23 protein-coding genes and 1 pseudogene are annotated in these 23,043 nt (G+C 62.5%); 20 read left to right on the top strand and 4 right to left on the bottom strand.

The genetic code is table 11. From position 1 onward, the window contains the following. Positions 1-154: 154 nt before the first annotated feature. The 19 genes from ACIO0C_RS27315 to ACIO0C_RS27225 are packed head-to-tail and all read left to right on the top strand — an operon-like array spanning position 155 to position 17,440. Positions 155-880 carry a beta-ketoacyl synthase chain length factor gene (locus tag ACIO0C_RS27315; protein ID WP_401316947.1) on the top strand — a complete coding sequence of 242 codons (726 nt, stop codon included), beginning with the start codon at positions 155-157 and terminating at the stop codon, positions 878-880. Continuing rightward, the gene (locus ACIO0C_RS27310; RefSeq protein ID WP_401316945.1) at positions 856-1,665 is read left to right on the top strand and encodes a lysophospholipid acyltransferase family protein; all 810 of its coding nucleotides are present in this window, start codon (positions 856-858) and stop codon (positions 1,663-1,665) included. The genes ACIO0C_RS27315 and ACIO0C_RS27310 overlap by 25 nt, the downstream gene beginning before the upstream one ends. Next, on the top strand, positions 1,646-1,906 hold the full coding sequence (locus ACIO0C_RS27305) for a phosphopantetheine-binding protein (protein WP_401316943.1): 261 nt from the start codon (positions 1,646-1,648) through the stop codon (positions 1,904-1,906). The genes ACIO0C_RS27310 and ACIO0C_RS27305 overlap by 20 nt, the downstream gene beginning before the upstream one ends. A gap of 9 nt (positions 1,907-1,915) precedes the next feature. After that, positions 1,916-2,170 carry an acyl carrier protein gene (locus ACIO0C_RS27300; RefSeq protein ID WP_007992314.1) on the top strand — a complete coding sequence of 85 codons (255 nt, stop codon included), beginning with the start codon at positions 1,916-1,918 and terminating at the stop codon, positions 2,168-2,170. Next, entirely contained in the window at positions 2,167-2,712 is a 546-nt protein-coding gene (locus ACIO0C_RS27295; RefSeq protein ID WP_401316941.1) for a hypothetical protein, read from the top strand. Before ACIO0C_RS27300 ends, ACIO0C_RS27295 begins: the two co-directional genes overlap by 4 nt. Next, positions 2,709-4,388 (top strand): AMP-binding protein, encoded by a 1,680-nt coding sequence (locus ACIO0C_RS27290; RefSeq protein ID WP_401316939.1) that lies wholly within the window; start codon positions 2,709-2,711, stop codon positions 4,386-4,388. The genes ACIO0C_RS27295 and ACIO0C_RS27290 overlap by 4 nt, the downstream gene beginning before the upstream one ends. Further along, on the top strand, positions 4,381-5,115 hold the full coding sequence (locus ACIO0C_RS27285; RefSeq protein ID WP_401316937.1) for a glycosyltransferase family 2 protein: 735 nt from the start codon (positions 4,381-4,383) through the stop codon (positions 5,113-5,115). The genes ACIO0C_RS27290 and ACIO0C_RS27285 overlap by 8 nt, the downstream gene beginning before the upstream one ends. Then, positions 5,112-6,053 carry a glycosyl transferase gene (locus ACIO0C_RS27280; protein ID WP_401316934.1) on the top strand — a complete coding sequence of 314 codons (942 nt, stop codon included), beginning with the start codon at positions 5,112-5,114 and terminating at the stop codon, positions 6,051-6,053. Before ACIO0C_RS27285 ends, ACIO0C_RS27280 begins: the two co-directional genes overlap by 4 nt. Further along, positions 6,034-7,578 (top strand): histidine ammonia-lyase, encoded by a 1,545-nt coding sequence (gene hutH, locus ACIO0C_RS27275; RefSeq protein WP_401316931.1) that lies wholly within the window; start codon positions 6,034-6,036, stop codon positions 7,576-7,578. The genes ACIO0C_RS27280 and hutH overlap by 20 nt, the downstream gene beginning before the upstream one ends. Further along, a complete protein-coding gene (locus tag ACIO0C_RS27270) occupies positions 7,571-7,996 on the top strand; it encodes an acyl-CoA thioesterase (protein ID WP_401316928.1) in 426 nt (141 codons plus the stop codon). Before hutH ends, ACIO0C_RS27270 begins: the two co-directional genes overlap by 8 nt. Next, a complete protein-coding gene (locus ACIO0C_RS27265; protein ID WP_401316926.1) occupies positions 7,993-8,595 on the top strand; it encodes an outer membrane lipoprotein carrier protein LolA in 603 nt (200 codons plus the stop codon). The genes ACIO0C_RS27270 and ACIO0C_RS27265 overlap by 4 nt, the downstream gene beginning before the upstream one ends. Beyond that, on the top strand, positions 8,579-10,918 hold the full coding sequence (locus ACIO0C_RS27260; protein WP_401316923.1) for an MMPL family transporter: 2,340 nt from the start codon (positions 8,579-8,581) through the stop codon (positions 10,916-10,918). Before ACIO0C_RS27265 ends, ACIO0C_RS27260 begins: the two co-directional genes overlap by 17 nt. After that, positions 10,915-12,075, top strand: a complete 1,161-nt coding sequence (locus ACIO0C_RS27255) for a sodium:proton antiporter (RefSeq protein WP_401316921.1) — start codon at positions 10,915-10,917, stop codon at positions 12,073-12,075. The genes ACIO0C_RS27260 and ACIO0C_RS27255 overlap by 4 nt, the downstream gene beginning before the upstream one ends. Continuing rightward, a complete protein-coding gene (locus tag ACIO0C_RS27250; RefSeq protein ID WP_401316919.1) occupies positions 12,062-13,309 on the top strand; it encodes an NAD(P)/FAD-dependent oxidoreductase in 1,248 nt (415 codons plus the stop codon). The genes ACIO0C_RS27255 and ACIO0C_RS27250 overlap by 14 nt, the downstream gene beginning before the upstream one ends. Positions 13,310-13,355: 46 nt before the next feature. Continuing rightward, complete coding sequence (locus tag ACIO0C_RS27245; RefSeq protein WP_401316916.1) at positions 13,356-13,838, top strand: hypothetical protein; 483 nt, start codon at positions 13,356-13,358, stop codon at positions 13,836-13,838. Beyond that, positions 13,835-15,031 (top strand): beta-ketoacyl-[acyl-carrier-protein] synthase family protein, encoded by a 1,197-nt coding sequence (locus ACIO0C_RS27240; RefSeq protein ID WP_401316914.1) that lies wholly within the window; start codon positions 13,835-13,837, stop codon positions 15,029-15,031. Before ACIO0C_RS27245 ends, ACIO0C_RS27240 begins: the two co-directional genes overlap by 4 nt. Next, entirely contained in the window at positions 15,028-15,489 is a 462-nt protein-coding gene (locus ACIO0C_RS27235) for a hotdog family protein (RefSeq protein ID WP_401316912.1), read from the top strand. Before ACIO0C_RS27240 ends, ACIO0C_RS27235 begins: the two co-directional genes overlap by 4 nt. Then, a complete protein-coding gene (gene fabG, locus ACIO0C_RS27230) occupies positions 15,486-16,214 on the top strand; it encodes a 3-oxoacyl-ACP reductase FabG (protein WP_401316909.1) in 729 nt (242 codons plus the stop codon). Before ACIO0C_RS27235 ends, fabG begins: the two co-directional genes overlap by 4 nt. Beyond that, positions 16,214-17,440, top strand: a complete 1,227-nt coding sequence (locus tag ACIO0C_RS27225) for a beta-ketoacyl-ACP synthase (RefSeq protein WP_401316906.1) — start codon at positions 16,214-16,216, stop codon at positions 17,438-17,440. Before fabG ends, ACIO0C_RS27225 begins: the two co-directional genes overlap by 1 nt. 131 nt (positions 17,441-17,571) lie before the next feature. On the opposite strand, the gene ACIO0C_RS27220 is transcribed toward ACIO0C_RS27225, so the two are convergent. Further along, positions 17,572-17,835 carry a DUF6124 family protein gene (locus ACIO0C_RS27220; RefSeq protein ID WP_401316904.1) on the bottom strand — a complete coding sequence of 88 codons (264 nt, stop codon included), beginning with the start codon at positions 17,833-17,835 and terminating at the stop codon, positions 17,572-17,574. A gap of 520 nt (positions 17,836-18,355) precedes the next feature. After that, positions 18,356-19,258 (bottom strand): LysR family transcriptional regulator, encoded by a 903-nt coding sequence (locus ACIO0C_RS27215; protein WP_160105267.1) that lies wholly within the window; start codon positions 19,256-19,258, stop codon positions 18,356-18,358. 152 nt (positions 19,259-19,410) lie between these two features. On the opposite strand from ACIO0C_RS27215, the gene ACIO0C_RS27210 reads away from it, so the two are divergent. Further along, positions 19,411-20,652 (top strand): MFS transporter, encoded by a 1,242-nt coding sequence (locus ACIO0C_RS27210; protein WP_401316991.1) that lies wholly within the window; start codon positions 19,411-19,413, stop codon positions 20,650-20,652. Positions 20,653-20,698: 46 nt separating this feature from the next. Here the strand turns inward: ACIO0C_RS27210 and hemE are convergent, their stop codons facing one another. Both hemE and ACIO0C_RS27200 read right to left on the bottom strand, forming a co-directional pair. Beyond that, positions 20,699-21,766, bottom strand: coding sequence for a uroporphyrinogen decarboxylase (gene hemE, locus ACIO0C_RS27205; RefSeq protein WP_401316901.1), 1,068 nt, complete (start codon positions 21,764-21,766; stop codon positions 20,699-20,701). A 174-nt stretch (positions 21,767-21,940) separates the two neighbouring features. Next, positions 21,941-23,038: pseudogene (locus ACIO0C_RS27200) on the bottom strand (FAD-dependent oxidoreductase); the annotation flags it as partial. Between the last annotated feature and the right edge of the window lie 5 nt (positions 23,039-23,043).

Below are 23,043 nucleotides of genomic sequence, written 5' to 3'. Positions count from 1 at the left end.
GACCGGCACAACTGATTGAGCAAAACGTAACCAGTATTTGCTACACGTTCGTCGCACCGGGATAATGCGCACCACTTGGCGCCAAGCGCCACGCAGGGTGTGCCGTGCCGTTGCGCCACTCACCGCGTCAGGAAGCCTGCAAGGGCGGGATTGAATGTCTGTGATCAATTTCAACATCGCCCAGTGGCGCGCTTGGGCCCCGGGGCTTGAAAGCGTGGATGACTGGCAGACCTGGTGTCGGCAACCGTTGATGTTGCCGGCCAGCGATGCCGCACCCGATGTTTCGTTCCTGCCAGCCATGCAGCGGCGGCGGCTCAGCCGCCTGGCGCGAATGGCATTCAGTGTCGGCTGGCCATTGGCCGAAGGTCATCAGGACCTGCCCTTGGTCTTTGTTTCCCGCCACGGCGAAACACCGCGCACCTTCGACATTCTCAGCGACCTGGCCGTCGACCAGCCATTGTCGCCGACCCAGTTCAGCCTGTCGGTGCATAACGCGATCATCGGCCTGTGGTCGATCATGCGCGGTGAAACCAGCGAAATGACTGCCCTGGCCGCCGCAGGCGACGGCCTTGAACACGGCATGCTGGAGGCTGCGGCCCTGCTGGCAGAAGGCTCACCCGCGGTATTACTGGTGGTCACCGAAGAGCAACCGCCAGAGGCCTATTCGGCCTGGATCGACGATGTGCCCTTCCCTTATGCCGTCGGCCTGCTGATTACCCCGGGTAATGACTGGCAGTTGTCCCTGAACAGCGCCACGGATGCGTTGTCCAACGCTCGCTGGCCCCATGCATTGAACCTGTTGTGCACGCTGCTGGGCCCGCAAACCACCTGCCAACATGCCTGGAAAAATCGTGTATGGACCTGGCAACGCAACCTGTGACTGAAAAAAACCGCGATGCCTATTACTGGCGCCTGCTGGCCACTGCCGCGAGCTTCGCCCTGTTCGGGCTGGGCGGCCTGTGCCTGCGCCTGGTGATTTTTCCGTTGCTGGCCTGCCTGCCGGGTGACGCCCAGACCCACCGGTTGCGGGCGCGTCAAACTGTCAGCCGCTGTTTCTGGTTGTTCGTCCGCTTCATGGCCCGCGCCGGCGTGCTGACCTACGAGATTCAAGGCGCGGAAAAACTCGGGCGGCCCGGCCAGATGATCATTGCCAATCACCCATCGCTGATCGATGTGGTGTTCCTGATCGGGCAGGTTCCCCACGCCAACTGCGTGGTCAAGCAAAGCCTTTGGGATAACCCGTTCACCCGCACCCCCCTGCGTCGCACCGAATACATCAGCAACGACGGCAGCATGGACATGCTCGATGCCGCCGCCGATGCGCTGAAGCAAGGTCAGACCCTGATCATCTTTCCCGAAGGCACGCGCACCCAGCCAGGCCAGGCGCCCGCCTTTCATCGGGGGGGCGCGGCAATTGCCGTGCGTGGTGCGAAAATCCTCACCCCCGTAGTGATCAGGGTCAGCCCGACCACACTGACCAAGGCCGAGCCCTGGTATCGGATCCCCCAGCGCCGCGTACACTTCAGTTTACGCGTCGGGGACGATATAGATCCCCAGGCCTTCGCAGCGCTAGGCCCGCCCCCCCAGGCCTCGCGCAAGCTCAACGATTATTTGCATTCTTACTTTATCAAGGAGCTCGCCGAAGATGAGCGATCTGCACCGTGAAATAAAGAACCTGATCATCGACGCCCTTGGCCTCGAAGACATCAGCGCCGAGGACATCGGAGACGATCAGACCCTGTTCGGCGAAGGGCTGGGCCTGGATTCGGTGGACGCCCTGGAACTGGGCCTGGCCATCCAGAAAAAGTACGGCATCAAGATCGATGCCGACGCCAAGGACACGCGCAACCACTTCAGTAACGTGACGAGCCTTGCGGCCTTCGTCACTGCAAAACAGGCAGCTTGAGACCGGACCATGCAAACTCGTGACGACATTTTCAACACCCTGCGCGATGCCTTGGTCGAGCTGTTCGAACTGGACCCCGAACGGGTGAGCCTTGAATCCAACCTGTACCAGGACCTGGAAATCGACAGCATCGACGCGGTCGACCTGATCGATCACATCAAGCGCCAGACCGGCAAAAAAATCGCCGCCGAAGAGTTCAAGTCGGTGCGCACTGTCAGCGACGTGGTCGAGGCGGTCTACCGTCTGGTTCAACCGGCCGCATGAGTCGACTGATCGGCCTCGGCCTGCTGCTGGCGGGCTTGCTATACCCCTTTGCGGTGTATTTCGGCATGGAGCATTTCGCCCCATGGCAGTTCGGGCTGCTGCTGGGCAGCCTGTGGCTGGCCCGCGCGCTGACGGGGAAGCGCCGACCCGGCAGTTCGTGGATGGCCTGCGTGGCCATCCTGTTCTGCCTGTTGCTGGCGCTGTTCGACAGTCCGCTGCTGCTGCGTTGGTACCCGGTATTGATCAGCGGGTTCATGCTAGGGCTGTTCGGACTGAGCCTGAAGTACGGCCCGCCGATGGTCGAACGCCTGGCCCGCCTGCGCGAAGCGCATTTGCCGGCCAGGGCGATCCGCTATACCCGCCAGGTGACCATCGCCTGGTGCGTATTTTTCCTGTGCAACGGGATCTGCGCTGCAGCCCTGACACTGTGGGCACCGCTGAGCTGGTGGATGCTGTACACCGGCCTGATCTCCTACGGATTGATAGGCCTGATGTTTGCCATTGAATGGCTAATACGACAACGGGTACGAGGCCGCCCATGAACTGGATAAAACTTGAGCATCTGCTGCTCAAGGCCGAGCCGGAGCGTGCCGTGACGACCGAACCCCGGCTCGATCACGCACAATTGCGCGAGCAGGCCCTGCGCCTGGCCGCCGGCCTGCAAACCCGTGGGGTGCAGCACATTGCCGTGCACCTTGAAGACGCCGCCGACCTGGCGATTGCCCTGTTGGGTGCCTGGCGTGCCGGGGTCAGCGTGTTGCTGCCGGCCGACTTGCAACCGCAGACTCGCCAGCGCTGGTCCGGCGAAGTGGATTTATGGCTCACCGATCAGCCAGACGATGCGCACCTGGGCGATTTTCAGGATCAACCCCTTGGCGCCGGCGCCTTCGACCTTGACGGTTGCTCGCTGAGCCTGTGCACCTCCGGCTCCAGTGGCGAACCCAAGCGCATCGAAAAAAACCTGCGCCAACTGGTCAATGAAGTCCAGGCCCTGGAACAACTGTGGGGCGCCGACCTCGGCTCGGCCTGCATCATTGGCAGCGTCGCCACCCAGCACATCTATGGCCTGCTGTTCCGGGTGCTGTGGCCACTGTGCGCAGGGCGCCCGTTCATTCGCAGACAGCTGGCCTTCCCGGAAGACTTGCAGCGCGCCAGTCGCGAGCACCCGGTCTTCGCCTGGGTTGCCAGCCCGGCCCTGCTCAAGCGCATGGGCGACAACCTCGACTGGCCAGCGCTGAGCGCTGTACGTCGGGTGTTTTCTTCCGGTGGCGCGCTGCCCGCCGAGGCCGCGCAGCGCCTGCACCAACGCCTGCAGCAATGGCCCACGGAAATTTTCGGCAGCTCGGAAACGGGCGGCATCGCCTGGCGTCAGGGCCCGTCACTGTGGCAGCCCTTTACCGACGTCCAGTTGAGCCAGGACAATGAGGGTGCCTTGCTCATCGCGTCGCCCTACTTGCCTGACGGCCATCTTGAGCACACGGCCGATGCAGCGCGAATCGCGGCTGATGGCCGGTTTGAACTGCTCGGGCGACTGGACCGGATCGTCAAGCTGGAAGAGAAACGGATCTCGCTGCCGATGCTGGAGCAGGCGCTGATGGCCCACGATTGGGTTGCCGAGGCGCGCCTGGGTGTCGTCCAGGAAAACCGCGCCTCACTGGGCGCGCTGCTGGTCCTGAGTGACGCGGGCTTGCATGTGCTGCGCAATCAGGGTCGACGCACACTCACCGAACAACTGCGACAACACCTGAGCCTGCACTGTGAAGCCCTGGCCTTGCCAAGGCGCTGGCGCCTGCTGCAACAACTGCCGTTGAACGCCCAGGGCAAACTACCCCAGGCCGACGTCGAAGCCCTGCTGCTGGCTCCGCGCCCCAAGGCGCCGCAAGTGCTGGAACAGGTCGAAGTCAACGGCGAATGGAGCCTGCAACTGGCGGTGCCGCCGGACCTTGCCTATTTCAGCGGGCACTTTCCCACAGCTCCCGTGTTGCCCGGCGTGGTGCAGGTGGAGTGGGCGATGCACCTGGGCCAGCAACTGATGAACCTGCCGGAGAAATTCGCTGGCATGGAAGTGCTGAAGTTCCAGCAACTGGTGCGTCCCGGCGACGAAGTCCAGCTGCACCTGCGCTTCGACCCAGCCCGCGGCAAGCTTTATTTCGCCTATCGCAACGAAACCGCCACCTGCTCCAGTGGCCGGATTTTGCTGGAGGCGACGCATGCATAACCCCTGCGCCGTCGTCCCGGTCTACAACCACGAGACCGCGATCACCACCGTGGTCGATGCGCTGCTCGCCAACCAGCTGCCGTGCATTCTGGTGGACGACGCCAGCAGCCCGGCCTGTGCCAGGGTGCTCGATCAATTGGCGCTGCGCGACAACGTGCATCTGATCCGCCTCGCCGCCAACCAGGGCAAGGGCGGCGCGGTGATGACCGGTCTGCGCGAAGCTTCGCGCCTGGGCTTCAGCCACGCCTTGCAGGTGGACGCCGACGGCCAGCACGACCTGCAGGATGTCCGACGTTTTGTCGAACGCTCGCGTGCCCATCCCGAAGCCGTGATCTGCGGCTATCCGCTGTATGACGAGAGCGTGCCGAAGGGTCGTTTGTACGCCCGCTACCTGACCCATGTGATGGTCTGGATCAACACCCTGTCGCTGCAGATTCGCGATTCCATGTGTGGCTATCGCCTTTATCCCTTGCCCCCGGTCCTGGCGTTGATCGAATCGGCGAAGATCGGCAAGCGCATGGACTTCGACTCGGACATCCTGGTTCGCCTGGCCTGGCGCGGACAGCCGATGCAATGGCTGCAAACCAGAGTCCGTTACCCGCTGGACGGTGTTTCGCATTTCCGCATGTTCCACGACAACGTGTTGATTACGAGCATGCACACCCGGTTGTTCTTCGGCATGCTGCTGCGCTCGCCGCTGATCCTCTGGCGACGGTGGCGCACATGAACGCCGACAAGCAACACTGGGCTGACCGCGAGGAGCGCGGCAGTTTCTGGCTGATGAAATTCACCGCGGTCGCCGCCAGATTGCTCGGTCGTCGACTGCTGAGCCCGCTGCTGTACGGCATCGTGTTGTACTTTTTCCTGTTCGGCCGCAGCGCCCGTCATAGCGCCTGGCAGTACCAGCAACGGCTCGCTGACTGGAGCGGTCGCAACGATCTGCGCCCGAGCCATTGGCGGGTGTTCAGCCAGTTCATGGCCTTCGCCGACTCCCTGCTCGACAAGCTCGACGTGTGGAACGGCAAGCTGGGCATCGAGCAAATCGAAATCATCGACCCGGCGCTGTTGCGCAACCAGCTACGCGGCACACGCGGGCAAATGCTGGTGGGCGCGCACCTGGGCAACCTCGAAGTCTGCCGTGCACTGGCGGAGATCGGCGAAAAGGTCACCATGAACGTGCTGGTGCACACCAAGCACGCCGAGCGTTTCAACCGCTTGCTGGGTGAAGCCGGTGCGACCAATCTGCGGCTGATCCAGGTCAGTGAACTGGACCCGGTGATCATGCTGCAACTGCACGAACGCCTGGAACGCGGCGAATGGCTGGCGATTGCCGGCGATCGCGTGCCGCTGCACGGCGGGCGCAGTGTGACCGTGGATTTCCTCGGTCACCCGGCAAAATTCCCGCAAGGGCCGTGGCTGCTGGCCGGACTGCTGAAATGCCCGGTCAACCTGCTGCTGTGCCTGAAGAAACCCGATGGCGACTATCGCCTGACCCTCGAGCCCTTCGCTGACGCGATCACCTGGAAACGCAGCGACCGTGAACAGGTCATTCATCAGTGGGCCTCCCGCTATGCCGAGCGCCTGAGTCACTATTGCCTCGAAGCGCCTCGACAATGGTTCAACTTTTACCCTTTCTGGAAGACCGATGACGACGCCAACGCTTGAGCCTGTAATCTTCGGCGAACGCCCTTTGCGCATCGACGATGTGCTGGCCCTGGCCAATCGCCAGGCGCCGACTCAGTTGCAGGGCGACCCACAATTTCGCCAGCGCATCGCCAAAGGCGCGCAGTTCCTCGATTCCCTGCTCGACAAGGAAGGCGTGATCTACGGCGTGACCACCGGCTATGGCGATTCCTGTGTGGTCGCGGTGCCGCTGCATCACGTCGAGGCCTTGCCGCGTCATCTGTACACCTTCCACGGCTGCGGCCTGGGCAAGCTGCTTGACGCGCAGGCCACCCGCGCGGTGCTGGCAGCACGCCTGCAGTCGCTCTGCCAGGGTGTATCCGGGGTGCGCGTGGAGCTGCTGGAACGCCTGCAGGCATTCCTCGAACACGACATCCTGCCACTGATTCCGGAAGAAGGCTCGGTGGGCGCCAGCGGTGATCTGACGCCGCTGTCGTACGTCGCTGCCACACTGTCCGGCGAGCGTGAAGTGATGTATCGCGGCGAGCGCCGGCAAGCCGCCGATGTTCACCGCGAACTCGGCTGGCAGCCGCTGGTACTGCGCCCCAAGGAAGCGCTGGCACTGATGAACGGTACCGCCGTGATGACCGGGCTCGCCTGCCTGGCGTACGCCCGCGCCGAATACCTGCTGCAACTGGCCACGCGCATCACCGCTTTGAACGTGGTTGCGCTGCAAGGCAACCCGGAGCATTTCGACGAGCGTCTGTTCGCCGCCAAACCGCACCCGGGGCAGATGCAAGTTGCCGCGTGGCTACGCAAGGACCTGGCCATCGACGCGCCGACCGCGCCGCTGCATCGCCTGCAGGACCGCTACTCGCTGCGTTGCGCGCCGCATGTTCTCGGTGTGCTGGCCGACAGCCTGAACTGGCTGCGCTCGTTCATTGAAATCGAACTCAACAGCGCCAACGACAACCCGATCATCGATGCCGAAGCCGAACGCGTGCTGCATGGCGGGCACTTCTACGGCGGGCACATCGCGTTCGCCATGGACAGCTTGAAAAACCTCGTGGCCAACGTCGCCGACCTACTGGATCGACAACTCGCCCTGTTGGTGGATGAGCGCTACAACCACGGTTTGCCAAGCAACCTGTCCGGTGCCACGGCCGATCGCGCCATGCTCAACCACGGCTTCAAGGCGGTGCAGATCGGTGCCAGCGCCTGGACCGCCGAAGCGCTGAAAAACACCATGCCCGCCAGTGTTTTCTCGCGTTCCACCGAGTGCCACAACCAGGACAAGGTGAGCATGGGCACCATCGCGGCCCGTGATGCGATCCGCGTGCTGGAGCTGACCGAACAGGTCGCCGCCGCCACCTTGCTGGCCGCCAACCAAGGCGTCTGGCTGCGCGCTCAGGCCGAGGATGCGCGACCGCTGCCACCGGCCCTCGCGGCCATGCATGAAGCATTGGGCGAGGATTTCCCGCCGGTCATCGAGGACCGCGCGCTGGAAGGCGAATTGCGCCTGTGCCTGCAACGTATCGCCGCACAACACTGGAGGCTGCATGCGTAGCAAAGGAGTGCTCTACACCGACACGCAAATCCTCGTGCCGTTCTTCGACGTCGACAGGATGAACGTCGTGTGGCACGGCCATTACGTCAAATACCTGGAAATCGCCCGCTGCGCATTGCTCGACAAGATCGGTCACAACTACACGGCGATGTCCGATTCGGGCTATGCGTGGCCGGTGATCGACCTGCAATTGCGCTACATACGCGGTGCGCAGTTCGGCCAGACGCTCAACGTGCGCGCCAATCTGGTGGAATGGGAGAACCGGTTGAAGATCAATTACCTGATCAGCGACCTGGAAACCGGCGAACGCCTGACCCGTGGCGTCTCCGTACAGGTCGCGGTCGACATGAGCAATCGCGAAATGCAGTTGGCCTCGCCGAAGGTGTTCACCGATGCCGTTGCCAGGGTGCTGGCATGAACGCGCTCGGCAAATGCCTGGGCACTTTGTTGCTGCTCGGCTTGTGTTCGATGGCCAATGCCTTCGACCTGCAACAGCTCAGCGAGCAACTGGCCAGGCCCGATGTCATCCACGGCCACTTCATCCAGGAAAAACACCTGCGTGCCCTGCCCCAGCCACTGACCAGCAAGGGCACTTTCGTCCTGGCGAAAAATCACGGCTTGTTGTGGCTGCTCAAGACGCCGTTGCAACAGGACTACCGCATCACCACCACCGGCATTGCCCGGCGCGATGCCGGCGGCTGGCAGATGTTGCCGGGCAAGAGTGCCGGTGCCGAGCAGAACCGCTTGTTCCTGGCTGTTCTGCAAGGCGACAGCAGCGGACTGCAACGGGATTTCGAGTTGGCGCTCAGTGGCGATGCACAGAACTGGACACTGAAGTTGACGCCACGCTCGATGTTGCTCAAGCAGGTGTTCAACCAGATCAACATCACCGGCGGCGAACTGGTAAACAGCATCGAGCTGCTGGAAACCCAAGGCGACAGCACGCTGTTGCGCATGCAGGACAGCACCAGCGCGCAACCCTTGAGCGACACGGAGCAACATGACTTTGCCGAGTGAACGCAGGCTACCGTGGCTGTTCCTGATCCTGCTGCTGGCAGTGCTGGCGCTTGCCGGCTGGCAATGGCGCGATGGCGCGCCGCTGTCGGCCAACCTGATGGAGCTGGTGCCCGGCACCGCACCGGATGCGCTGGAACTGCGCGCCGAACAACGCATGCAGGAACCGCTGAACCGCGAAATACTGGTGCTGGTTGGTCATACCGATCGCCAGCAAGCCATTGCCATGGCGCAAACACTGGGCGATCAGTGGCAAGCCAGCGGCCTGTTCGAAAAGGTCCAGTGGAACCTGCAGGCCGACCTGCCGGCCCTGCGCACGCAACTGCTGCAAGGCCGACTGGCCATGCTCGCTGCTGAAGATCGCGAGCAGTTGATCGAGCACCCCGATGCCTTTATCCAGCAACGGGTGCAGGCGCTGTTTGACCCGTTCAGCGGGTTCAGCCTGGTGCCGAGCCAGGACGACTGGCTGGGCCTGACCGGGCGCATCCAGAACAGCCAGCCACAGCACGGTGCCGTGCAACTGGACATCGGCAGTGGCGCCTTGATCGCCGAGGCGGATGGCAAGCACTGGGTGCTGTTGCGGGCGCGGACCACCGGCAACGCTTTCGACATGAACCTGCCGCTGCAGGTGGCCGACCTGCTCGCGCACAACCGTGAGGAGGCCGCCCGGGCCGATGTGCAACTGCTGGCCGCGAGCGGTTTGTTGTACGCCGCCAACGGCCAGCGCCAGGCGTCCCGCGAGATGACCTGGGTCGGTGGCGGTGCCACGGTCGGGATCCTGTTGTTGCTGTTGCTGGCCTTCCGCCGCTGGCGCGTCTTGCTGGCGTTTGTCCCGGTGCTGGTGGGCATGCTGTTTGGCGCGGTGGCCTGCGTGGCACTGTTCGGCCACATGCATGTGATGACGCTGGTGTTGGGTTCAAGCCTGATCGGTGTCGCCGTCGATTACCCGCTGCATTACCTGTCCAAGAGCTGGAGCCTGAAACCCTGGCACAGCTGGCCGGCGCTGCGCCTGACCTTGCCGGGCCTGACCCTGAGCCTGGTCACCAGCGCCATCGGCTACCTGGCCCTGGCCTGGACGCCCTTCCCGGCGCTGACCCAGATTGCCGTGTTCTCGGCGGCGGGCCTGCTGGGTGCCTATTTGTGCGCGGTGTGCCTGCTACCAGCGCTGCTCAAGGGTGCCGAGCTGCGCCCGGCGCAATGGCCCCTGCGGCTTTGCGAGTTTTTACTGGGACGCCGCGAAGCGCTGCTCAGGCATTTGAGCACCCCCGTATTGCTGGCGCTGCTGATCGCTTTTTGTGCCGGCGGCCTGGTGCAGCTCGAAACCCGCAACGACATCCGCCAGTGGGTGGGCGCCCCACAGCAGTTGACTGACGAAGCTCAGACCATTGCGCGAATCACCGGCCACCAACCCACCAGCCAGTTTTTCCTGGTGCAGGCGGCCGACCAGCAGCAATTGCTCGAACGCCAAAGCGCCCTGAGTGAACGCCTGGATCAGTTGGTCAGTTTGGAGAAACTTCAAGGCTACCTGTCGCTCAATCAACTGGTCAGCCCGCCCAGCGAACAGCGCAAGGTTCGTGAGGCATTGAGCAAACTGCCGGCGTTCTGGCAGCCGTTGCTGGATGTGGGCGTACCGGCACAGGCGCTGCAAGCGGAGTTGAGCCAGTTGCAGGCACTGCCTGTCGAAGACATCGACAGCGCACTGGCCGGTCCGTTGGCCGAGCCTTATCGCCTGCTGTGGCTGGGGCCGACCGCTGACGGCGTGGCGGCGATGGTCAGCTTGCAGGGCCTGAACAATCCTGCCCTGTTGCGGGTACAGGCCGAAGATCTGCCAGGCGTAAAACTGGTGGATCGACTGGGCGAGTTGAACAGCGTGTTCGCCGCCACCCAGATCAGTGCCGCAGAACTGAAACTCGCCTCCTGCGTACTGATCGTGCTGGTGCTTATCCTGCCGTTCGGTGCTGGCGGCGCGCTGCGCATTGTGTCCCTGCCGTTGCTGGCGGCATTGTGCAGCCTAGCCAGTCTCGGCTGGCTGGGGCAGCCATTGACCCTGTTCAGCCTGTTCGGCTTGTTGCTGGTGACGGCGATCAGCGTCGACTACGCCATCCTCATGCGCGAACAGGTCGGCGGCGCCGCCGTGAGCCTACTGGGCACCTTGCTGGCCGCGCTGACCACCTGGCTGTCGTTCGGCCTGCTGGCGGTGTCGAGCACACCCGCTGTGAGCAACTTTGGCCTGTCAGTGAGCCTGGGCCTGATCTTCAGCTTCCTGCTCGCGCCCTGGGCCGGTCGCCAGGTGCATGCCGCCAGCCTTACGGAACCGACGACATGATGATTGCGCTGTTCTGGGCGATGGCCCTGGCACTGTTCGCCCTGGCAACCCGGGTCGGTCGGCATTTCGGCCTGATTCCAATCGTCAGCCAGTTGTTGCTGGCGACCCTCGGACTGCCCCTGCTGATGTACTTCTGGATCGAACCGCAATGGCAGCTGAGCGGCGCGGCACTGGTTTCGCCGGCCTGGCTCAAGCATCTGTACAGCCTGAGTTTCGCCCTGCTGCTGGGCTATATCCTCAGCGATGTCATCGACCTGCAACTGGACCGCCAGAGCCTGAAAATCGCCCTGCCGAGTTTCTGCATTCCGTTCGCCTGCGGCCTGGCCACGGCCATCTGGCTGCTGCCGCCGCAACCCTGGATCAGTTCTCTGGCGGTCGGCCTGCTGTTCGCCATCACCGCGATCCCGGTGTTGTACCTGTACCTGCGGCACATCGCCTACCCGCACGCCGCCACCCGGCGCCTGGTGCAGACCGCGATCATCATCGACCTGGCCTGCTGGACCCTGTTCGCCATCGCCCAGGGCAGCCTGCACCTGAGCAGCCTGTTGCTGCCCCTGGCCGGCGCCTGCCTGCCCGTGCTGCTGCGTTTGTTGGGCCTGCGGCAAACCTGGCTCTACAGCCTGGGCTTTTTCACCTTGCTGGTGGTCGCCGAGCACTACAAGCTCAATGCGCTGATTTTCGGCATCGGCTATGTACTGGTCATGGCGGCACTCAAGGCACCGCTGGTGCTGCCGTTGCCGGCGATCTGGATGAACCGCCTGCAGACGTACATCGCCATTCCACTGATACTCACCTTCGGTATCGTGCAGATCAACGTCCACAGCGCCATGGACAGTCTCGGCTGGGTGCAGCTGGCGGCCCTGCTGCTGTTGCCGATTGCCAGCAAGCTGCTGGGCAACTGGCTCGGCCTTGGCTGGGCCGGCGCCTCGTTCCAGGGCGCCAGTCGCTGGCGCGAAAGCGTGTTGCTGAACATTCGCGGCCTAAGCGAAATCGTCTTTCTCAACCTGCTGCTGCAACAACAGCTCATCAGCCCGGCGCTGTATTTTGCGTTGATGCTGATGGGCCTGGTCGCGACCCTGCTGCCGGCACTCGCCGGCATGCACCGGATCCCATTGATAGCTGCCGCCCCGGCAAGGAGCCCCCATGCCAATCGTTGAAACGCAACGTCGTCAGATCGTGGTCATCGGCGCGGGTCCCTCGGGGGCCATCGCCGCCGCGCTGCTCAAACGCAAGGGGCATGACGTACTGGTGATCGAGCGCCAGCATTTCCCGCGCTTTTCCATCGGCGAAAGCCTGTTGTCCCACTGCCTGGATTTCGTCGAGGAAGCGGGCATGCTCGACGCCGTCAACGCCGCGGGTTTCCAATTGAAAACCGGGGCCGCGTTTGCCTGGGGCGAGCGCTACAGCACCTTCGATTTCGGCGATACATTCACTCAGGGCAAGCCGACGACTTTCCAGGTCCAGCGCGCGGACTTCGACAAACTGCTGGCTGATCAGGCTGCGCTGCAAGGCGTGGAAATCCGCTATGGCGAAACCATCGTCAGCGTCGATATCGATCAGGCCAAACCGCGGCTCGGCGTACGGCGCGAGGACGGCAGCGATTACCGTATCGAGGCTGACTTCATGCTCGACGCCAGCGGATACGGCCGCGTCCTCCCGCGTTTGCTCGACCTTGAAGCACCGTCGAATTTTCCGGTGCGCCAGGCGGTGTTCACCCATGTCGAAGACCATATCGATCACCCCAACTTCGATCGCACCAAGATCCTCATCACCACCCACCCTGTGCAGCGTAACGTCTGGTTCTGGACCATTCCGTTCAGCAATGGCCGCTGCTCGGTCGGCGTGGTGGCCGCGGCGGAACATTTCCAAGGTCGCAGCGACAATCTCGACGATTGCCTGCGCGGTTTCGTTGCGCAGACCCCCAGCCTCGCCGGGGTACTGGACAACGCCGTGTGGGACACGCCTGCACGCACCATAGGCGGTTACTCCGCCAATGTGAAAACCCTGCACGGGCCGGGTTTTGCGTTGCTGGGCAATGCGGCGGAATTCCTCGACCCGGTGTTTTCTTCTGGCGTGACCATCGCCATGCGCTCGGCAAGCATGGCCGCCGGGGTGCTGCACCGCCAGTTGCAAGGCGAGGCCGTTGACTGGCAGCGTGAGTTCGCCGAACCGCTCAAGCGCGGCGTCGATACGTTCCGCTGCTACGTCGAGGGCTGGTACGCCGGGACATTCCAGGACGTGATTTACTACCCTGACGGCAATGCGGAAATCCGCCGCATGATCAGCTCGATCCTCGCCGGTTATGCCTGGGACGAGCGCAATCCATTCGTCGCCGAACCGAAACGTCGACTGCGGATGCTGTCAGAACTCTGTGCACGGGATGCGACATGACTGACAAGCGCTACGTGGTGCGCAAACCCGTTGAAGGGTGTGCCTGATGACTCGATGCCTGCTGCTTGGTTGCATCCTGTTGCTGTGCGCCTGTGCCAGCCAGGCGCCGCTGCCCGAACAGAGCCCAAACGTGGGGTTGCCGCTGCAATTGCACATTCAGCGCCTGCAAGACCAACAACGACTGGATTGGGTACTGGTCATCCAGCGTGAAGGTCCTGCCATACGCTGGTCGATGATGGACTTGCTGGGTATTCCGCAGGCCCGTCAGAAACTGATCGATGGCCATTGGCACGCCGATGGCCTGTTGCCGCCTAACCCGGAGGCCCGGGAACTGTTCGCCGCGTTGCTGTTTGCACTGACCCCCAGGGATGAACTGCCTGGCAACTATCCGCAGGCGTGGCAACACGGGGCGCAACGCTCGCTGCCGGCGCGCTGGGACGTCCGTTACACACAACCATTGAGCTTCGAATTGAATCTGCCCAAAGGCCCGAAATACCAAATCACGCCCCTGAGCGGTGACGCACCATGACGGCTTACCTCAATGCCCTCGGGGTCATCTGCGCCCTGGGCCGCAACAAAAACGAAGTCGCCCGCAACCTGTTCGCCGGCGATTGCTCCGGCATGCGCAGTGAGGCCGGTTGGGTGCCGGAGCGGTCATTGCCGGTGGGCGCGGTCCAGGGCGCACTCGTGCCGATTCCCGCGGAGCTGACCTGCCAACGCAGCCGCAACAATCAATTGCTGATGGAGGCCGTGCTGCAAATTCGCGGTGATATCGATCAGGCCATCCAGACCTACGGTCGCGACCGCATCGGTATCGTGCTTGGCACCAGTACCTCGGGCATCGAGGAAGCCAGCCAGGGCCTGGCCCGTTACGTGCACGAACAGCAGTTCCCGGCCGAATACGACTACCAGCAACAGGAACTCGGCGCACCGGCGAATTTTCTCGCCGACTGGCTGCAATTGAGCGGCCCGGCCTATGTGATTTCCACCGCCTGCACCTCCAGCGCACGCGCATTGATGAGTGCCCAGCGCCTGCTCGACCTGGGCGTGTGCGACGTGGTGCTGTGCGGTGGAGTCGACACCCTGTGCAAGCTGACCCTCAACGGCTTCTCGGCACTCGAAGCGGTGTCCGGGCAGCGCTGCAATCCGTTTTCGGTGAACCGCAATGGCATCAATATCGGCGAAGCCGCCGTGTTGTTCCTGATGAGCAAACAGCCTGGCGACAGCCAGCCGATTGCCCTGCTGGGCAGTGGCGCCAGTTCCGATGCGCACCACATCTCCGCGCCGGAGCCCACCGGCCGCGGCGCTCAACAGGCGATGCGCAAGGCGTTGAGCCGGGCCATGCTGCAACCTGAACAGATTGCTTACCTGAACCTGCATGGCACGGCCACCCCACACAACGACGCGATGGAAAGCCACGCGGTCGCGGCATTGTTCCCGGCCGGCGTGCCCTGTTCTTCGACCAAGCCCATGACCGGTCATACCCTTGGCGCGGCCGGCGCGCTGGAAGCCGCGTTCTGCTGGTTGAGCCTGAGTGACGACAACCGCGAACACAGCCTGGCGCCGCATGTCTGGGACGGCCAACCCGATCCCGAACTGCCCGCCCTGAAATGGGTGACTCCCGCCGATCGCCTGACGTCCACTGGACCTCGCTACCTGATGAGCAATTCCTTCGCCTTCGGTGGCAACAACGTCAGCCTGATTATCGGAGACGCCCCATGATTGACTGGCCGCTCGCCGAACTGCTGCCCCATGCCGGTGACATGATTCTCATCGACCAGATCCTGGCATTCGATGAAGAACAGATACATACCCGCATGAGGGTCAAGCCCGACGGCCTGTTCAACCTCCCCGACGGCAGCCTGCCGGCCTGGGTCGGGATTGAACTGATGGCCCAGAGCGTCGCGGCCTTCGCCGGTTGCCAGGCGCGCCAACGGGGCGATGCCGTGGAGCTGGGCTTTTTGCTCGGTTCTCGCAAGTTCGAATGCAACGTCGACCGTTTTCCCGCCGGCACCGAGCTGACCCTGCATGGCATCCGCTCGCTGGAAGATGACAACGGCATGGGCGTGTTCGAGTGCCACATCAACGCACCCGGCATTCACGCCAGCGCCCGCCTGAACGTGTATCGCCCGCCTCAGGCGGCTCAATATCTTCATGAATCCGAAGGAGTCCAGTCATGACTGAATTCGTACTGGTCACCGGTTCCAGCCGCGGCATCGGCCGCGCCATCGCCCTGCGCCTGGCCCAGGCCGGGCATGACATCGTGCTGCATTGCCGCAGTGGCCTGGCGGATGCCCAAGCCGTGCAAGTCGAGATCGAGGCGCTGGGTCGCAAGGCGCGTATCCTGCAATTCGATGTGTCCGACCGCGCCGGTTGCAAGGCCGTTCTTGAGGCCGACGTCGAAACACATGGCGCCTATTACGGCGTGGTGCTCAATGCCGGGCTGACGCGTGACGGTGCTTTTCCGGCACTGAGCGAGGATGATTGGGATGTGGTGATGCGCACCAACCTTGACGGCTTCTACAACGTGCTGCACCCGGTGATGATGCCGATGATTCGTCGGCGCGCCGCCGGGCGGATTGTCTGCATCACCTCGGTGTCCGGCTTGATCGGCAATCGCGGCCAGGTCAACTACAGCGCTTCGAAGGCCGGATTGATCGGTGCGGCCAAGGCATTGGCGATCGAGTTGGGCAAGCGCAAGATCACCGTCAACTGTGTCGCACCCGGCCTGATCGACACAGCCATGCTCGATGAAAACGTGCCGGTGGAAGAAATGATGAAAATGATCCCTGCACAGCGCATGGGCACGCCTGAAGAGGTGGCCGGCGCAGTGAATTTCCTGATGTCGGCGGAAGCCTCGTACATCACCCGGCAGGTTCTGGCCGTCAATGGAGGCCTGTGCTGATGAAGCGCGTCGTCGTCACCGGCATGGCCGGCATCACCTCGCTGGGCAGCGATTGGGCAACCATCGCCGGCCATTTCGCGGCCAACCGCAGCGGCATCCGCCGCATGGACGAATGGGACCGCTTCACCGAACTCAATACGCGCCTGGCCGGGCCCATCGATGACTTCAAGGTGCCGGGCCACTGGACGCGCAAGCAACTGCGCAGCATGGGCCGCGTCTCACGCTTGGCCGTCGGCGCGGCGGAACAGGCGCTGGCCGACGCCGGACTGCTCGGTGACGAATCGATCAAGGACGGGCGCATGGGCGTTGCCTGCGGCTCCTCCACCGGCAGCACCGACGAGATCAAGGCGTTCGGCAACATGCTGCTCAACTCGGTGGCCGAAGGCCTGAACGCCAATTCCTACGTGCGCATGATGCCGCACACCACGGCGGCCAACATCAGCATCTTCTTCGGCCTCACCGGCCGCCTGATCCCCACCTCCAGCGCCTGCACCAGCGGCAGCCAGGGCATCGGCTATGCCTACGAAGCCATCAAGTTCGGCCGCTTGCCGCTGATGCTTGCCGGCGGCGCCGAGGAACTGTGCCCAACCGAAGCCATGGTGTTCGATGCGCTCTACGCCACCAGCCTGAAAAACAATGCCCCGCATACCACTCCGCGCCCCTACGACAAAGGGCGCGACGGCCTGGTGATCGGTGAAGGCGGCGGCATGCTGGTGCTCGAAGAACTGGAACACGCCCTGGCGCGGGGTGCTCGTATTCACGCCGAACTCGTCGGTTTCGGCAGCAATGCCGACGGCCAGCACACCACCCGCCCGGAACAAGTCACCATGCGCCGGGCCATGGAACTGGCGCTGGAAGACGCGGGCTTGAGCCCTGCCGACATCGGCTACGTCAACGGTCACGGCACGGCCACCGAACAGGGCGACATCGCCGAAACCCTGGCCACCAGCAGCCTGTTCGGCGAACACATGCCGATCAGTTCGCAAAAGAGCTTCCTCGGCCACACCCTTGGCGCCTGTGGCGCGCTGGAGTCCTGGTTCAGCATCGAAATGATGAACAGCGACCTGTATGCACACACCCTGAACCTTGATGAAGTTGACCCGCATTGCGGCAAGCTGGACTACCTGCGAGGCGAGTTTCGGCAGATGAGCAATCAGTATGTGATGAACAATAATTTTGCGTTTGGCGGGGTGAATACGTCGCTGATTTTCAAGCGCTGGGCGTAACCTGAAATATTTCCCCTGCGAGCCTGCTCGCGATGGATGTCAACGATAACGCGTGCTATCTGAATGAACGCGTTGCCTGGACGTTTTTCGCGAGCAGGCTCGCTCCCACAAGTTCCTGCCTCCCGGACAGGTCATGGCGGATCGAGGTTATCCAACACCCGATTCACCGCCAGTTCTCCCAGCATGATCGATTGCTGAATCCCCAGCAGCGTATGGCTCTGCGACCCCTTTAGGTCTCTGGCAAAGTCGCTCGCCATGACATTGGCCGATGCCAGTGAAACGCAGGCGTATTCCAGCAGGGTGTGGTTGTCGATATCGGGGGCGATGAGGAAGATATTGCTGGGTTGGTGTGGAGTGTCTGGGTTGGTATCCGGTGGGTTTGAGGTATTGGTCATGATTCAGCGTCCTGACAGTGGGGGCCACACCGAATCGCTACTGATCAAAAGGGTGGCAGCTGTACGCAGGTTAGTAGACCGGGTCGTCGCCAACCGGCGCGCCCGAAGGCGCCCTGCGCACAGCTACCGTCAAGGGCAGGTATTGGTATACCTGCCTATCAGGAGCGCCAATGCGCTTCGCATAACAACGGGCTACTAAACCCGATCACTGACATTCAGTGACGCGAATCAAGTTAGCGATGGCCCTCAAAGCGCACAAGCCGGCGGATTCTGGAGTAGTTGTAGGTAACGCCGCAAGGCGCTGTAGCCGTTGCGAGGGATTTCGGAAATGTCCCACAGTGGGTGGTGAAGTTTCCCGCAGGACTGTTACTTCTTGCTCCATACAGCTGGTCTTTTTGGTGTTCTCTCGGACGCAATCGCGAGCAAGCTCGCTCCCACAGGGTTCCCGTCGTTACCAAGATCGTGTTCACGCCGCTGAAACCTGTGGGAGCGAGCTTGCTCGCGATTGACTGCGCAGCAGTCACGACTTCAACGGCTCTACTTTTCGCGTCAACAACTCCACAAACGCCCTCGCCATCGCCGATTTCTGATCCTTGCGCTGCACCAGCCACACCGCCGACACCGCCGCTGGATCGAGTAACGGCCGATAGACCACACCGTCAATGCGCATCCGCTGATAAGACGCCGGCAGCACCGACACCCCCAGCCCCGCGGCCACCAAGCCGATAATGGTCATTGCCTCACCCGCCTCCTGGGCGAAGTGCGGGCTGAAACCGGCATCACGGGCCAGGCTGAGTAGTTGCGCGTACAAGCCACTGCCGTAGCTGCGCGGGAAGAATACGAAGGGCTCGAGGGCCAACGCTGACAGGAACAATCCCTCTTCACTGTCCTTCACCAGCGGATGCTTGGAGCTGAGCACCGCGACCAACGGCTCGCGCATCAGTTCGACCACGCTGAGGGAGTCGGGCAGCCCCAGCGGCCGCATGATCCCGACCTCGATCGACTCATCCACCAGCGCATCGGCCACCTGGGTGCTGCTCATTTCCCGCAGGTTCAAGTGCACGGCAGGAAAACGCTGACGGAACGAAAAAATCGCCTGGGGAATCGTTGAGTTGAACGGTGCCGACGAGGTGAAACCGATTTTCAATTCGCCCAATTCACCCAGTTGCGCCCGTCGTGCAACATCCGCCGCCTTGTCCACCTGCGCCAGCACCAACCGCGCCTCTTCCAGAAACAATCGCCCGGCTTCGCTGAGCTCGACCCGACGATTGGTTCGCTCGAACAAGCGCGCGCCGACTTCCTGTTCCAGCGCCTGAATCTGCTGGCTCAGCGGTGGTTGGGAGATGCCCAGCACCTGTGCGGCGCGGCCGAAATGCAGTTCTTCGGCGACGGCGATGAAGTAGCGCAGATGACGCAATTCCATGAAAACCCCATTAGGTCGTTAAAGCTATCAAACAGGTCGAACAATATATTGGATTGAATCATTAGCCAGCTATATGCTTTTTTCATTGCCTGACCGGCTGCGCTCCCCCGAGGTCCACCGTGAAAACTGCTGTCGCTCCACTTACCCATGAAATTCCTCCCGCCGCACTGGACGATGTGGCTGTCGAGTTGAAAGAGATCTACATCGAAAAAGGTACGCCGGCGTTCATGCGCACCGTGCTGGCGCTGTTCTGCGGCGGCTTCGCGACGTTCGCCCTGCTCTACTGCGTGCAACCGATGATGCCGTTGCTGTCCCACGAATATTCCATCAACGCGGCACAGAGCAGCCTGATCCTGTCAGTGGCCACAGGCATGCTTGCCATCGGTCTGCTGATCACCGGCCCGATCTCCGACCGCATCGGACGTAAACCGGTGATGGTGGCGGCGCTGTTTGCCGCCGCACTGTGCACCATGGCCAGCGCGATGATGCCGAGCTGGCATGGCGTGCTGGCGATGCGCGCACTGATTGGATTGTCGTTGAGCGGCCTGGCGGCGGTGGCGATGACCTACCTGAGCGAAGAGATTCACCCACAGCACATCGGCCTCGCCATGGGCTTGTACATCGGCGGCAACGCCATCGGCGGGATGAGCGGGCGTCTTATCACCGGTGTATTGATCGACTTCGTCAGCTGGCACACGGCAATGCTGGTGATCGGCGGCCTGGCACTCATTGCGGCAGCGGTGTTCTGGAAAATCCTTCCTGAGTCGCGCAACTTCCGCCCCCGCTCGCTGCACCCGCGCAGCCTGGTCGACGGGTTCACCATGCACTTTCGCGACGCCGGCCTGCCGCTGCTGTTTCTCGAAGCCTTCGTGCTGATGGGTGCGTTCGTCACCTTGTTCAACTACATCGGCTACCGCTTGCTGGCCGAGCCGTATCACATGGAACAGGCCTTTGTCGGGCTGCTTTCGGTGGTGTACCTGTCAGGCATCTACAGCTCGGCGAAAATCGGCTCGCTGGCGGATAAAATCGGTCGCCGCAAAGTGCTCTGGAGCACTATCGCACTGATGATTGGCGGTCTCGCCCTGACGATGTCTACACCATTGCCGCTGGTCATCATCGGCATGCTGGTGTTTACGTTCGGCTTCTTCGGTGCCCACTCGGTCGCCAGCAGCTGGATCGGCCGCCGTGCCCTCAAAGCCAAGGGCCAGGCATCGTCCTTGTACCTGTTCAGCTACTACGCCGGGGGCAGCATTGCCGGAACGGCGGGCGGCGTATTCTGGCACTTGGGCGGCTGGAACGGGATTGGCTTATTCATTGGTGGACTGCTGATGGTGGCGTTGCTGGTGGCGTTGAAACTGGCGAAGTTGCCGCCGCTGGGCAATGTGAAAGCCTGAAAACAAAACGCCCGGCATAGACCGGGCGTTTTTTATTGGGCAGCGATCACTCGTGATACTGCGCCGACAACTCATGCACCGCACGCAGGAAGGCGCCGGCGTGCTCCGGATCAACTTCCGGCGTGATGCCATGACCCAGGTTGAACACGTGACCGCTGCCCTTGCCATAGCTGGCGAGGATGCGGCCAACTTCGGTGCGGATCGCTTCAGGCTTGGCGTAGAGCACCGTCGGGTCCATGTTGCCTTGCAGGGCAACCTTGTCGCCGACACGGGCGCGGGCGCTGCCGATGTCGCAGGTCCAGTCCAGGCCCAGTGCGTCGGCACCAGCGTCGGCAATGCTTTCCAGCCACAGGCCGCCGTTCTTGGTGAACAGAATGACCGGAACCTTGCGGCCTTCGTGCTCGCGGATTAGGCCGCTGACGATTTTGCGCATATAAGCCAGGGAGAATTCCTGGTACGCCGCCGCCGAGAGGCTGCCGCCCCAGCTGTCGAAGATTTGTACCGCTTGCGCGCCGGCCAGGATCTGGCCATTGAGGTAGCTGGTGACCGTCTGCGCGAGCTTGTCCAGGAGCAGGTGCAAGGCTTGCGGGTTGTCGTAGAGCATGGTTTTGGTCTTGCGGTAGTCTTTCGACGAGCCGCCTTCGACCATGTAGGTGGCCAGTGTCCACGGGCTGCCCGAGAAACCGATCAGAGGTACCCGGCCGTTCAGTTCACGGCGAATGGTGCTGACCGCGTCCATGACGTAACCCAGGTCTTTCTGCGGATCAGGAATCGGCAGGGCTTCGATGTCGGCCAGGGTGCTGACTACTTTTTTGAAGCGCGGACCTTCGCCGGTTTCGAAGTACAGGCCTTGGCCCATGGCATCGGGGATGGTCAGGATGTCGGAGAAGAGGATCGCCGCGTCCAGCTGCGGATAGCGGTCGAGCGGTTGCAACGTGACTTCGCAAGCGAACTCCGGGTTCATGCACAGGCTCATGAAATCGCCGGCCTTGGCGCGGCTGGCGCGGTATTCAGGCAGGTAGCGACCGGCCTGACGCATCATCCACACGGGGGTGACGTCTACGGGTTGCTTGAGCAGGGCGCGCAGGAAACGGTCGTTCTTCAGGGCAGTCATGTCGGCATCCGGAAAAAAAGTGCGGGCATTTTCTCAGAGCCGGACGCAAAAGGCACGGATGGAGGTCAGCCTTTTGTCTATCGGGTCAATTTGTCGCGGCCTCTTCGCCGGCAAGCCGGCTCCTACAGGTCATGCGAAATCCTGTAGGAGCTGGCTTGCCAGCGAAGCTTTTGATCAGACGCCCAGGTAATCCAGGATCCCTTCCGCCGCATTACGGCCTTCGAAGATCGCCGTCACCACCAGGTCAGAGCCGCGAACCATATCGCCACCGGCGAAGATTTTCGGGTTGCTGGTCTGATGCTTGTACTGACCTTGTTCCGGTGCCACGACGCGGCCCTGGCTGTCGGTCTGGATTTCAAACTGCTCGAACCACGGTGCCGGGCTTGGACGGAACCCGAAGGCGATGACCACGGCGTCGGCCGGGATGATCTCTTCGGAACCCGGGATCGGCTCTGGGCTGCGACGGCCACGGGCGTCCGGCTCGCCGAGACGGGTCTCGACCACCTTCACGCCTTCGACACGGTCTTCACCGACAATCGCGATCGGCTGGCGGTTGTAGAGGAATTTCACGCCTTCTTCCTTGGCGTTCTTTACCTCTTTACGCGAGCCCGGCATGTTCGCCTCGTCACGACGATAGGCACAGGTCACCGATTTGGCGCCCTGGCGAATCGAAGTACGGTTGCAGTCCATCGCGGTGTCGCCACCGCCGAGTACCACGACTTTCTTGCCTTTCATGTCGACGAAATCTTCCGGCGACTTTTCAAAGCCCAGGTTGCGGTTGACGTTGGCGATCAGGAAGTCCAGCGCGTCGTACACGCCCGGCAGGTCTTCACCGGCGAAACCGCCCTTCATGTAGGTGTAGGTGCCCATGCCCATGAATACCGCATCGTATTCTTCGAGCAGTTGCTCCATGGTCACGTCCTTGCCCACCTCGGTATTGAGGCGGAACTCGATGCCCATGCCGCTGAAGACTTCGCGACGATTGCTCAGCACGGTCTTTTCCAGCTTGAACTCGGGGATGCCGAAGGTCAGCAGACCGCCGATTTCCGGGTTCTTGTCGAACACCACCGGGGTCACGCCGCCACGTACCAGCACGTCGGCACAACCGAGGCCCGCCGGGCCCGCGCCGATGATCGCGACACGCTTGCCGGTCGGCTTGACCTTGGACATGTCAGGGCGCCAGCCCATGGCGAACGCGGTGTCGGTGATGTACTACTCCTCCGAACCGATGGTCACCGCGCCGAAGCCGTCGTTCAGTGTGCAGGCACCCTCTCACA

This window comes from Pseudomonas sp. NPDC087336, from assembly GCF_044744285.1.
In the GTDB taxonomy this organism is placed as follows: Bacteria; Pseudomonadota; Gammaproteobacteria; order Pseudomonadales; family Pseudomonadaceae; genus Aquipseudomonas.
This window is presented reverse-complemented; position numbering and strand designations above follow the sequence as displayed.